Source organism: Nocardia elegans NBRC 108235, from assembly GCF_001612845.1.
Classification (GTDB): Bacteria; Actinomycetota; Actinomycetes; order Mycobacteriales; family Mycobacteriaceae; genus Nocardia; species Nocardia nova.
On the sequence record NZ_BDBF01000063.1, the window covers coordinates 1 to 11,612 of the forward strand.

The 11,612-nt window shown below is 63.0% G+C and carries 12 protein-coding genes and 1 pseudogene; 3 read left to right on the top strand and 10 right to left on the bottom strand.

Translation table 11 applies throughout. The features are described 5' to 3' along the window. The 6 genes and pseudogenes from NE2_RS31330 to NE2_RS31355 form a co-directional block, all read right to left on the bottom strand. Positions 1-251, bottom strand: a pseudogene (locus tag NE2_RS31330) (nucleoside hydrolase); the annotation flags it as partial. 52 nt (positions 252-303) lie between these two features. Continuing rightward, positions 304-624 (bottom strand): hypothetical protein, encoded by a 321-nt coding sequence (locus NE2_RS31335; RefSeq protein WP_146165389.1) that lies wholly within the window; start codon positions 622-624, stop codon positions 304-306. 769 nt (positions 625-1,393) lie between these two features. Beyond that, positions 1,394-1,831, bottom strand: a complete 438-nt coding sequence (locus NE2_RS31340; RefSeq protein ID WP_063031971.1) for an NUDIX hydrolase — start codon at positions 1,829-1,831, stop codon at positions 1,394-1,396. A gap of 4 nt (positions 1,832-1,835) precedes the next feature. Continuing rightward, positions 1,836-3,086: a DegT/DnrJ/EryC1/StrS family aminotransferase gene (locus NE2_RS31345; protein WP_063031973.1), complete on the bottom strand. Its 1,251-nt coding sequence runs from the start codon at positions 3,084-3,086 to the stop codon at positions 1,836-1,838. Next, positions 3,083-4,168, bottom strand: a complete 1,086-nt coding sequence (locus NE2_RS31350) for a Gfo/Idh/MocA family protein (RefSeq protein ID WP_084494458.1) — start codon at positions 4,166-4,168, stop codon at positions 3,083-3,085. Before NE2_RS31350 ends, NE2_RS31345 begins: the two co-directional genes overlap by 4 nt. Then, entirely contained in the window at positions 4,165-4,983 is an 819-nt protein-coding gene (locus NE2_RS31355; RefSeq protein ID WP_181320988.1) for a hypothetical protein, read from the bottom strand. The genes NE2_RS31350 and NE2_RS31355 overlap by 4 nt, the downstream gene beginning before the upstream one ends. 285 nt (positions 4,984-5,268) lie before the next feature. Between NE2_RS31355 and NE2_RS31360 the strand changes: the two genes are divergently transcribed. The 3 genes from NE2_RS31360 to hisS all read left to right on the top strand — a co-directional run bounded on the left by NE2_RS31360 (position 5,269) and on the right by hisS (position 8,934). Continuing rightward, positions 5,269-6,480, top strand: a complete 1,212-nt coding sequence (locus tag NE2_RS31360) for an NsdA family TPR-like regulatory protein (protein WP_063031977.1) — start codon at positions 5,269-5,271, stop codon at positions 6,478-6,480. Next, positions 6,477-7,361 carry a phosphotransferase enzyme family protein gene (locus NE2_RS31365; RefSeq protein WP_063909535.1) on the top strand — a complete coding sequence of 295 codons (885 nt, stop codon included), beginning with the start codon at positions 6,477-6,479 and terminating at the stop codon, positions 7,359-7,361. The genes NE2_RS31360 and NE2_RS31365 overlap by 4 nt, the downstream gene beginning before the upstream one ends. Before the next feature lie 253 nt (positions 7,362-7,614). Further along, a complete protein-coding gene (gene hisS / locus NE2_RS31370) occupies positions 7,615-8,934 on the top strand; it encodes a histidine--tRNA ligase (protein ID WP_063031981.1) in 1,320 nt (439 codons plus the stop codon). Positions 8,935-8,942: 8 nt separating this feature from the next. Here the strand turns inward: hisS and NE2_RS31375 are convergent, their stop codons facing one another. The 4 genes from NE2_RS31375 to NE2_RS36090 form a co-directional block, all read right to left on the bottom strand. After that, positions 8,943-9,473, bottom strand: coding sequence for a hypothetical protein (locus NE2_RS31375; protein WP_146165390.1), 531 nt, complete (start codon positions 9,471-9,473; stop codon positions 8,943-8,945). 212 nt (positions 9,474-9,685) lie between these two features. Continuing rightward, a complete protein-coding gene (locus NE2_RS31380) occupies positions 9,686-10,501 on the bottom strand; it encodes a hypothetical protein (RefSeq protein ID WP_146165391.1) in 816 nt (271 codons plus the stop codon). Between the two features lie 185 nt (positions 10,502-10,686). Further along, positions 10,687-10,905 (bottom strand): GNAT family N-acetyltransferase, encoded by a 219-nt coding sequence (locus tag NE2_RS37745; protein ID WP_106958732.1) that lies wholly within the window; start codon positions 10,903-10,905, stop codon positions 10,687-10,689. Positions 10,906-11,139: 234 nt separating this feature from the next. Continuing rightward, positions 11,140-11,586: a hypothetical protein gene (locus NE2_RS36090; protein WP_146165392.1), complete on the bottom strand. Its 447-nt coding sequence runs from the start codon at positions 11,584-11,586 to the stop codon at positions 11,140-11,142. Between the last annotated feature and the right edge of the window lie 26 nt (positions 11,587-11,612).

Genomic DNA, 11,612 nt, shown 5'->3' on the forward strand with positions numbered 1-11,612 from the left:
TGCGACACCTCGATGTCGGCCGGGAACAGACCATCGGCGGCCCAATACCCCGGCGCACCGAGCGCCAGCCCCGCGACAACGCGAACATCACTGCGGCCCAGCAAGTCCAGCAAATGGCGAGCCAGCTTGGCTCGCCGACCGTCCGGGTACTCATCGACGGTGACCACCAGCGCCAACTGCGGGTCAGTGACCGTCATCAACACCAGCGCTGCGGCGTCATCGACGTCGCCACCGATATCGGTGAACACCACGCTCGGCGTGTCCAGGGACGCAGGTAGCGGCTGCGGGCGTGGCCGGGGCGGGTTAAGCGTCATGGGTGAGCGCTCCGATCACCTCGGCGTAGGCCGGGAAGTCACCGACCGTGGTGGCGGCGGTCGGCGCGGGCCCGCGCCAGCGACGGCGCGATACTCCAGCGGTCGGCAACGCGAGCTCGGCTCCCGGACCGACCGTGACGATCGCCCTGGTCTTGGCACGCCTGGCCAACACGAGCAGGTCGTCTCCGGAGGCCGGCGGGCGGGTGAGAAACACCCACACCGCCGGTCCGGGCCGGTGGACGAGTGTGACGATCAGCAGATCCCCGTGCAGCCGCTCCACGGCGGTCTCGGCGAGGTCTTCCGGTGCCATGATCGCTCGTACCCGGTGGGTGCGGATCGTCAGCGCGCGAGTACACGGCTGGAAGACGCAGCTACCGAAAATGCCTTCGTACACGGATCTCTCGTACTCCCGCGTGGTCTGTAGGCCACGAGAGGAATACGGCACCCGTGAGGTGTTCGGTTCGGTGAGAACGGCGGACATAATCAGGTCCTCGATCAGGAAGAAAACGGCGGGTCAGGAATAGGGCGCAGGGGGCGTCTCGAAGCGGCGAGGTGTCCAGTGCCGCCGGGATGCGGGCACGAAACCGGTATCCGGGTCGGGATGGTGATTACTCTTGGGTGGCGTGGCGTGTCTGATGAGCGCGTAGGCGTCGGCGCCTTGGATCACGCGCTCGGTCAGACTGTCGAACAGTGACAAGTAGTCACCGACATGAGCGGGGATCGGTGACCCGCAAGCTGCCGGTCACTGTCTCGACCATCGCCCGGCTGTGGCCGTACCGAACTCGCCCACAGCATGAATAGTCGTTGACAGGGACAGGCCCCGATGCCTAGTACACTCGCGGCCCCCTTGGGTTACATAGTGCTCACCGGGGAACGAGATGGCGCTGCGCCCAACGCTTTAGTCTCTACGACGACGTCGGCGGTGCGATGGTTCGCTCCCCGATGTACAACGATCGGTGCTACGGCACCGCAGAGGACAGCAAGGCATACCTCAAGGTGCGATTAGGGCGATTAGGGCAAGCAAGGACGACGATTGCCGACGAGACGGTGGACCTACCGCGCCCCTGCCGGACTTTTAGTCACAGCTGCTGATACGCGGCCAACACGTCCCGTACGGCATCCGTCACCGGCGCCTCCTCAGTTAGCGAAGTCCAGGTGTAGGCATCGTGTTCCTGAAGTTTCACCGGTTCGGAGCTGTCCACGTCGACCGCGAAATTGAACTGACGCGACTTCTTCCCGCTGCCGGACTGGTAGTCGAAGCTACCAAGATAGGTGCGCAGAGCGGTGACGCTCAGGCCGGTTTCTTCCTTGACCTCCCGGATCAGAGCCTGGTCGAGTGATTCCCCCGGCTCGACCTTGCCACTGGGCAACTCCCAGATGCCGCCCATGAAGTCGTGCTCTGGACGTTGCAGCAGGAGCACCTTGCCGTCATGCTGCACGACGGCACCAACGACGAGTTGCTGTACGCCGTCGTTTGTAGCTCCGGTAGTCAGTTGTTCGATCAGGGCGATGTCCATGAAATTATCCTTTCAGTTCTTCGATGTGGTGGATCACTTTGCGGATGGCATCGACGTAGCGCATGGCGATCGGGATGTCTTCTTGTCGGTGCCAAACTGGCAGCTTGAGGGTGTTTCGGTGGACTTGCTCGGCCTGCGGGAAGTCACCGGGCCGGCAGGCCAGCTTGCCCTCGTGTGCGGGAAATAGCGGTCCAGGTTCTTGGAACAGCGGTAGGAGGTTGAGCGGACACGTGGAGCCGGGCCGATCCAACTCGGCGCAGCCTTCAGCCTTCAGGGCTGCGTAGAAGCGCTCGATCGGCAGCCCAAGGTCTTCCGCTTGGTAGAGCAACGCAAGCCCGTACCACGAGGAGCGCACTTCGGAATCGTGCCAGGGTGTGACAACTCCGCGCAGGTCGTCGAGCCCCTCACAGATCCTCTCGGCGATATCTGCTCGGCCCGCCAAGTACTTGTCCAGGTGGCCGAGCTGTTCGAGCGCAATGGCTGCGCCCATTGGATGGATGCGATGCTTGAGGCCCATCCCAGTAACGTTGTAGCGGCTCAGGCCGAAGCTGGTAGGGATCTCGTTCCGACACCGCTTGTTGTACTGCCCGTGCAGCAGCACACGATAGTAGACGTACTCGTCGTCGGTGAGGACGAATCCGCCTTCGCCCGCGGAAAGCGGTTTGGGGCCGTTCATGCTGAACGCCGAAGCTCGGCCGAAGGTGCCGACCTTGCGCCCTCCGACCTGCGCTCCGTGCGCATGCGAGCCATCCTCGAAGAGGTCCACGCCATAGACGTCAGCGAGGCTCTGCAAACTGCTGATCTGCGCGGGGTTCCCCCACATATGTTGTGCCACAATGGCTTTGGTATGGTCAGTGATGCGCCGTGGGATGTCGCGCGGGTCCAGGTTGCCACTGCTATCGCAGTCGGCGAGCACCGGAATCGCGCCGAGGTGCAGCAACGGCGTCACAGTGGCAAAGAAGGTATAGGCAGGCACGATCACTTCATCGCCTGGGCCGATGCCGCAGGCGGCATACATCGAATACAGGGCCGCCGTGCCCGAGCTGGTCAGTACCGCGTATCGCACACCGAAGTAGCTGCGCAGCGCGTCCTCTAGCCGTGCGATAACTCCCGAACGATCGTAGATTGAAATGCCGTCATCCAGCTGGCAGAGCACCGCCTTGGCGGTGTCGTCCGTGATTGGTGGCCAGCTGAAATGGGGGCCTGTCTCGGTAATGACCGGCGTTCCGCCCAGTAGGGCCAGGGGTGAAGTCAAAGCAACTCCTTGGGGTTGACACATGTGCGGGTGCGGGCGGACTCGTAGCAAGCGGCGACGAAGCTTAAATGCGCCAGATTCGCTTCAGGACCACTGAGATTCGGCCGATCACCGTCGATGACATGACGGAAGTAGTCGATCTGGCTGGCAGCCGCCGAGGGCCATCCGTGCTCGCGGATCAGCGACTCGATGACGTCGCCACCGTTCGTAAGACGACATAGCCGACCACGCTCCAGGTGCACGATGCCATTGCTGCCAACGAGGCGAATTTCCTCGGCCTTGGGGCCGATGAACCGCGAAAGCAGCAGTGATCCGTACGGGCCGCTGTCGTAGGCGAAGTGGATGAGTGCCGTGTCTTCGGCGTCGTAGATTCGATCAGGCCTGGCGCTTACAGAGATGTCCGCGGTGATGCGATCCGGGAGGCCGAAGTACCAGAGAAGCAAGTCGATCAGGTGATAGCCCATGTCGATGACACAGCCACCACCGGCGGTTGTGGCACTGCCGCGCCAACCTTCAGACGGGTCGTCCACATGCAGGGTGTAGCGGGCGTCGATGACGAATGGCGTGCCAATCTGGTCGGCCAACTGCGTGAAGCTGGTGTAGATCGGGTTGAACCGGCGCTGGAGCGTCACCATCAGCTGAATGCCGGACTGCGCGCAGATTCCGGCAAGTTCCTTCGCTTCCTCCAGTGTGGTGGCGAAGGGCTTCTCCTTCAGTACGTGGACGTGATGTTCGGCAGCAGCCTCGATAACGGCTCGACCAACGTCATGCGGCACGCAGACCACCACCAGATCGAGCTGTTCGGCTTCGAACATTTGCCGGAAATCCGTGTACCCCGGGACCTGATGGCGAACCTGCCGCTCCTCGACGACCTGGGCATTCTCGTCGCACACCGCCACCAACCGTGCGCTGTCGGCTGCGCGTAGTCCAGGCAAGTGATCTTCCACCGCCTGACGACCGAGGCCGACTACGCCAGCCCGGAGCAGTCTCTTCTCTTCACGTGCGAAAGACACTGTGCGCCATGAAGGCTCGCTGTCTACTCTGACAGTGCGACAGACCTTGCCGCCACTGAGCGCCTTCATTCGGTCACCCGCAGCCGCTCGATGGTCTGGGCGGGGATGCCCAGTTCACACCAGGTGGCGAGCCCGCCCTGCTCAGGGCTGAATCGACCGCAGCGTTGAGCAAGCCGGAGAACTTGATCACTGAACGGCAAGTCGCACAACAAATGTGGTCCGACCTGCCGGGCATCCCATACCTCGACGACGAGGTGTTGATCCGTTCTGCGAACGCGAACCGTCAGTTGATTCAGGTCGGTTACTTCACTCCATTTTCGGTGGGGATCGGCGGTGCCAGTTGCGCCGACAGCCTCGGTGACCAACTCCGTGACGATTCGCTCGGCCGGCGCTATCAGTTCGATCAGCAGCCAACGGCTCAACGTGTGACGGACATGCCGCTGAGCCGTCGATACGGCGGTTGTCGTCGCCGCCAAATGGATTTCGTCCATTTGCCCCGGAGGATGCGGCGGTTGGGTCACGGTGGCCGGGCACTCACGATCGGGGTAGGGAGCGCCCACGAATACGCCGATTCGGTTGCCCGCGTGCGCAGCAGCGTGAACGCCAGCGTTAGCCTCACACCACAACCGAGCTTCGACGGCCTGTCTGGACATGCCCGGTCGAATCAGGTGTTCCATCGAGGGCACCACGACGTGGTGGGATTGCGACCGCCGCAACTCGGCGATTAGAGCCGTCAGCGCAGTGGCGCCGTGAATGCGCTCGTGGAAAATCATGGCCAGGTCGAAGCCTTCGTATTCGGCAAAGCGCTGGATCTGCGCTTCGCATGCAGCGACGTGGTCACTTGCGACATCGAGACGCAAATAGCCGTACATCAGGGGCTTCATCTTCACCGTCCTCGGAATAGAGACCGGATGGCCGCTTCTTGTGGTCCTGGGTTTGCAGGGCCACGTGGGCCGTTCCGGTCGAAAAGCCGATGGATCAAGGGTGGACCGCCGAAAACCCCTCCGGGAGGGCACGTTACGGGGCAGAAAACGCCACACAGGCGCGCGTGGGCGTGGCGTGATTACACTGGCCGGACCGGACACCGACGAGGGGCGAAAGTGCCACCGAATCTGAAACTGCAAGCGCGCCGAGAAGCTACGCCATCACGCATCGTGCCAGGCCGCGCGATGGGTCGAGCCGAGCTGGCCGAAGCTGTTAATGAGTACATCTGGCGCACCAGGGCAGAGCGCCGGGATCTCGATGCGCACACGATTGCGCGCTACGAACGTGGCACCGTGAGGTGGCCAAACGAAGAGTACCGCGAAGCGTTCCGTGCAATCCTGCATGCGACGGATGCCGAGCTGGGATTCATGCCGGTCCGCAAGAGGCGCAGCCAGGGCACTGAACAGACACTCGCTGTCAATCTGTTCAGCCCGTTCAATCCCGAAACCATCCCGGCCGATTACCTGCGTGGTGTCCGGTCGATCGGGCGGGTCGGCTGGTCGGATGTCGACAGAGTGAAGACGGCCACGCGCGAGGCAGCCTCTTCGGAAAACCTCCACGGCGGAGGATCAGCAAGCAGCACAGCCGAGGAGGAACTGCGTCGCTATGTGCCCCTGCTCACGGGGCAAGCATCACCGACAGCTCGTCGCGCCTTATTCGAGGCGATCGGCAATCTGAGCGGCGTTGCGGCCTTCTCCGCCTTCGATATTGCCGACTATCGGGAAGCTGAACAACGCTTCCGGTTTGCGCTCTGGTGTGCCGATACCGCCGGTTCCTGGGAGCTGAGAGCCAGCACCTTGGCGGACATGGCGCGCAAGGTGGCGTACGTGGGAAGCGCCGACGATGCGTTGTCGCTGATCGAACTGGCGCAGGTCCGATCAGATCGGTTGTCCGCCACTGCCCGCGCCATGCTCGGTGCGCTGCGAGCCCAGTTTCTTTCCGCGGTAGGCCGGACTGACGCGGCACTGACCGAAGTAGCCCGAGCCGATGAACATTTCGCGGAACGTACACCTGAGACCGACGCGCCATGGCTGTGCTACTACGACGAGGCCGAACACATGGGAAGCACAGGCAAGGCATTGATTCCCGTTGCAGAGGCCAGGCGCAGGATAGAACTGGCCGCACCGCGCATTCAGCGAGCGGTCCAGCTCCAAAGCGAGGACTATCCGCGCTCTCGTACCTTCTCGCTGACCCGACTCGCCACACTCACGATGCGGCTCGGTGATCCCAGCGAAGCAGCGAAGCTCGGGTTTCAAGCAGCCCAGAACGCAAGGCTGTTCAGTTCACAGCGCATTCGTGACGAGCTGAATGGGCTTGCCGAAGCTGCCTCTGCGCATCGCCGAATCGACGATGTTGCCGAACTGCGCCACGTCATCACCACCGGCACGAAGTCATGAACCAGGCTCGTCAATCAGCAGATGTGCTCGCCAGAGCAGCTGCACTAAGTGGTGTCGATGACACCGACGCTGTTTTGATCCGGAACGGCTCGAATGCCATCTACGAACTGCCTGGCGGGGTCGTGGCCAGGATTGGGAAGCCCGGCAGCAACACAGCAGCAGAGCGCGAGCTACGAGTTTCCCAGTGGCTCAACGAGTCCGGGATCCCCACCGTCGAAGCTGCTCCCTCAATTCCTCAGCCGGTCGTCGTTGACGACCGACCGGTGACGTGGTGGCGGTTGATCCCCGAACACCGGGCATCAACCCCTGCTGAGCTGGGTGCGGTGCTGCGGGCGCTGCATGCCTTGCCGCCGCCGACCGAGTTCGAGCTGCCGAATTACGATCCCTTCGTTGGGCTTTCCGAGCGCATCGCCTCGGCGGTGGCAGTGACCGAAGACGACCGCTCATGGCTCACCGAGCATTACGGCAGGCTCGAGAAGCAATACCGCGAGTTACCTGTTTCGGAGTCGCTTGGTGTCATTCACGGGGATGCATGGCAAGGCAACGTGGTGGTCCCTTCTTCCGGCGTACCGATGCTGCTCGACCTGGACAAGGTTTCGCGCGGTCGACCCGAATGGGACCTTATCCAGTTGGCTGTCGACTTCGCGGACTTCAGCAGGCTAGGCGAGAAGGACTACAAAGCCTTCGTGTCGGCGTACGGCGGATACGACGTCACGGATTGGCACGGATTCCGACTGTTCGCGGATATACAAGAACTTCGTTGGGTCGGATTTTCGCTCAGCTTGGCGGCTGGAAATGTAAGAGCGGCTAGGGAGGCTCAGCATAGGATTGCGTGTATTCGGGGGCTCGTGGCTAAGCCATGGAGCTGGGCCGCGTTGTAACAACCCCCAGAAGCACAACGCTCTCCCGATCGATCCCTGCTCGCGTGGCTGGGGGCCGACGATGACAAACAGATTCCCGGCGAGGTGTTAGATCGCCGGCCGTCCCGACTGGTACTCGACTGTTGTTGCCCAAGCCCGCGACGTCTTCGCCCGGAGAAATCGGTTGGCGGCAGGCACGCAACATCCTTCATAGTCAACGAGGCACCCGGCCAGCCGCGCCGGATGGCCGCACCCCGATGCCGAAGGAACATCCGTGAACCGTCCGCAGGTCGTCAAGCCAGGATCGATCAGTGGCTTCCCCGAGTGGTTGCCCGAGGTCCGGATGGTCGAGCTGCATTGGCTGGACGTCATCCGGCAGACGTTCGAACGCTACGGATTCGCCTCTGTCGAAACACCGTCAGTCGAAGCGCTGGACACCTTGCAGGCCAAGAGCGAGACCTCGCAGGAGGTCTACACCTTGCGGCGCCTGCAGGCTGATCCCGACGACGCCAGCGACGCCCGTCTCGGGTTGCACTTCGACCTCACGGTTCCCTTCGCCCGCTACGTGGCCGCACACCTCAACGACCTGGTATTCCCCTTCAAGCGGTACCAGATCCAGCGCGCTTGGCGCGGCGAGCGGCCCCAGGAGGGCCGGTTCCGCGAGTTCACCCAGTGCGATATCGATGTCATCGGCGCCGATCAGGTTCCGCTGCACTTCGACGCCGAGCTACCGCGCATAGTCCACGAGACGATGACGGCGCTCGACCTGCCGAAGTGGACCCTCTACGTCAACAACCGGAAGATCCTTCAGGGTTTCTACCAGGGCCTCGACATCGCCGACCCCGTCGCGGTCATCCAGGCGGCCGACAAACTCGACAAGATCGGCCCCGACGGTGTTCGCCGAATCCTCACCGACAAGATCGGACTCGACCAGCGCCAGGTCGGCGCCGTACTCAACCTCGCCGCAATCCGCGGCACCGGCGCTCAGGTAGTGGAAGAGGTCCTTGCGCTCGGCGTGAAGTCCGAGCTGCTGACCGAGGGGCTCGATGAGCTGGCGTTCGTGCTCGAATCGTTGTCCGACCTGCCCGAAGACATCATCGTTGCCGATCTGTCCATCGCGCGGGGGCTCGACTATTACACAGGCACGGTTTACGAGGGCAAATTTGACGGCTGGCCCACATACCCGAGCATCTGCTCCGGCGGCCGATACGAAAACCTCGTCGGATCGTTCGTCAACCGCAGCCTCCCGGGCATCGGGATGTCCATCGGGTTGACCAGGATTTTCGCCAAGATGGTCGGTGAGGGCTTGATCGACACCGGCCGCCGATGCCCGACCGACATCCTGGTCATCGTGCCGTCCGACGACCGCCGGGCCGACGCGCTCGCGACCGCAGCGATCCTGCGAGACCGCGGGTTCAACACCGAGGTGTACCACCAGGCCGACAAGCTCGCCAAGCAGCTGCGTTACGCGTCGCGAAAGTGCATCCCGTTCGTGTGGCTGTCCCCGTTCGATGACGACGGCGGTCACGAAGTCAAGGACATGGCCACCGGCACACAGATCACATCCGACCCCCACACGTGGCAGCGCCCCTGACATTCGCGCTATTTCCCCGCGGCTGCCTGCCGCTCTTGCTGTTCGCGTGCGTAGGCGTCGTCGTCGGCCTCGTCGGTGTCATCGTCGGGCCGGAAGAGGAACCGGACGTAGTCGAAACCGAATTCGGCCGCATACTCGAGCCACGACCGCACGGTTGTCAGCTCGTGTCCCTCGACATCGTCGGCTTCGCGCAGTGCGGGTCCCTCGGGAAGGTAGCACCACTCCTGGCCGGGGTGGTGGTGGATGGAGCACTCGCCGAACCATCGCAGGAACTGGTCGACCAGGGCGGAATCGGCTGGCGTGCGGACCGATTCGATATCAGGGAACAGATCGTCGAACACCTGCGCCACGCGATCCACGGCCTCGGCCGACCAGACCGGCTGCGGTAAACCGGGAATCGTGACAGACCCGAATTTCTGCAGTTGCGCCGGCATCCGCTGGAACCACTGCCGCCACTCCGCCGGCCCGGGTGGCACCCGCCGCTCGATCGGTGTCAGCTCGACATCGCCGAAGTCCAAACCCATCTGTTCGTCGCTCACCCTGTGATCGCTCCACGTCTCGAGGGATTCCACGAAGTCTGCGCGCCGGGCAACGCTCGAACGACGGCGCCCGGCCAACGTATCCAAACCCTCTCCCGCACTCCGAGATCCACCAGTCAACGCCGGCCTGACAGGGCCCGACCGCCGAGGTCGACCGGTCGACTGTCCGACCATCGGGGGATCTGTTCCAGCGTTTTCATCGCAACTGCGACCTAGTTCTGGTCATCGTGTTCGAGGATCTCGAAATAGTTCCGGACGGTGGCGCGCAATGTAGCGACTTCCTTGCGGAGCTTCGGGACACTCTCGGCTGCTTCAGCGAGGCGGGTGTTGTCGTCGCGCAGCTTCTGGTTTTCTTTGACCAGCTGCTCATAACGGACGAGGAGGTCCTGGGTTTCGAACAGTTCCTGCTCGCTGCGAACGACCAAGGTGTCCGGTCGGACCGGGTTCGCGGCTTCTTCGACACCGGCGAGATCGTCGACGCCCTCGTCTACGAGGGACTCAGCGTCAACGTCGGCATCCTCCGGCACTGGGGCGGTTGCGGTTTCAACGACAGTCGACGTCTGCGGCGGTGCTGCGTCCGCATGCGCGTTCACCCAGTTACGCAGAGTTCCGGCGCTCGGCATTCCTGGTTCCTGTTCCTGGAGCCGAAGTGCAGCGGCGTGGAGTGACAATCCTTCCTGGTCCATCAACGCAACGACGTTGCTGGCCGCGGCGGTCCGAAACTCCCTGGAATACGTGGGTTTCTTCACCGCTCCCTTTTCGCCATGCTGGCTGGCATCGCTACGCGAGATCGTGCCCTCAGCGGCGCGCCCAGCGGCCTTCTTGGCCGATTTCTTGGCAAATGTGATGCCGTCGCGACGGGCCCAGGTGACCAATGTCGTCAGAGGAGGACCATCGGTGAACTCAGCGGCGACGTACCTGGCGGCCTCCGCCTGAGTCTTCCCCTGTTTCGCTGCCTCGCGCAGCATTTCGAGTGCGGCCTCACGCGTCGATGTCGGGTGCGTGGGCCGGAAATTCTTCTTACTCATTACAGAAGTCCCTTCATCCGGCATGCAGACCAACTTCAGCCAAGAGCACCGGGAATTCCTGACTGATTTGACGAAACGGTACCTGCTGGCCCAAAAGGTCTGCACAGGAACACCAATCACCGCCCTCTACACCGCCACCAAGCACAGCAACGGCACCGAGATACGACCAGACGAAAGGGGGCGACTTACTGCGACACCGTGCCGTCATCAAGTCGCAGATACTGTCCCGCTCGGGCGAATCCTCGTCGGTGGTAGAGGCCTGCTACCTCGTCGGCTGCACCCAACGCCAGATGCGGGATACTCTGTTGGCCAGCCCATTCCATGACGGATGCGATCAACATTGCGCCGATTCCACTGCCCTGTGCTCGAGGAATTACCTGGGGAAGGACACATATTCGAGCCATGCGCTATTCCTCCTCCTGATCATCAAATGCCATGATGGTCAGTTCAGGCCCAGACCGGTCGCCGCCCCCAGGCTCACCCGAGGACCTCGCGGGGATATCGCGGAGCGCCGACCAAGCGCACGCCCAGCTCAGGCCCTCGGGAAACATGCGATCGCAGCTGCCGATCGTTCCAACGCTATGTTGCGCTCGCTCCTTGCACCGCTGCACTTGCAGGGTGCGGCACGCGGCAGGCCATCAACTGCGGCGTCTGCGGCTGAGCCAGGCCAGCAGTGTGTGGCCCAGTCTGGGACGGGGGCGATGAGCCGAGCGGTCAGGCGGAGTCGGCAATACGGGTCGTCGTGGCAAAGAGCTTCTCGGATTGGGCTGCCACTCCCCCGCGACCGCTGCCGCGTGCTGTCCGACATCGGTGGACCAGATGGCGCGCAACTGTCGAAGGTCATCGGAAATTGATTGCGGTTGCTGGCCGGTCGATCGGATGGCTTCGGTACTCAGGTGTACCAGTTCACGGGCCAGTGGGGTGGGAAGGTCACCCAGTAGGGCGCGCTGGTGCTGGCACTGCAGCAGTTCGTCCTTCGCGGCGCCGGGTCCGCGGCCGCGTAGTACTGCGGCACGTGCGGCCGCGACCTCCTGCTGCACGTCGGCCGGGTCGGGCGGTGAGGCATCGGCGGATGCGGAGTTCATTGTGTGGATTCCTTCTGCGCGGTGTG

Bases quoted from the DNA above. Each gene is read 5' to 3' on its own strand.
- NE2_RS31360 (WP_063031977.1), top strand. From the start codon at position 5,269: ATGGGTCGAGCCGAGCTGGCCGAAGCTGTTAATGAGTACATCTGGCGC.
- NE2_RS31335 (WP_146165389.1), bottom strand. From the start codon at position 624: ATGGCACCGGAAGACCTCGCCGAGACCGCCGTGGAGCGGCTGCACGGG.
- NE2_RS31340 (WP_063031971.1), bottom strand. From the start codon at position 1,831: ATGGACATCGCCCTGATCGAACAACTGACTACCGGAGCTACAAACGAC.
- NE2_RS36090 (WP_146165392.1), bottom strand. From the start codon at position 11,586: ATGAACTCCGCATCCGCCGATGCCTCACCGCCCGACCCGGCCGACGTG.
- NE2_RS31350 (WP_084494458.1), bottom strand. From the start codon at position 4,168: ATGAAGGCGCTCAGTGGCGGCAAGGTCTGTCGCACTGTCAGAGTAGAC.
- NE2_RS31355 (WP_181320988.1), bottom strand. From the start codon at position 4,983: ATGAAGCCCCTGATGTACGGCTATTTGCGTCTCGATGTCGCAAGTGAC.
- NE2_RS37745 (WP_106958732.1), bottom strand. From the start codon at position 10,905: ATGGCTCGAATATGTGTCCTTCCCCAGGTAATTCCTCGAGCACAGGGC.
- NE2_RS31365 (WP_063909535.1), top strand. From the start codon at position 6,477: ATGAACCAGGCTCGTCAATCAGCAGATGTGCTCGCCAGAGCAGCTGCA.
- NE2_RS31380 (WP_146165391.1), bottom strand. From the start codon at position 10,501: ATGAGTAAGAAGAATTTCCGGCCCACGCACCCGACATCGACGCGTGAG.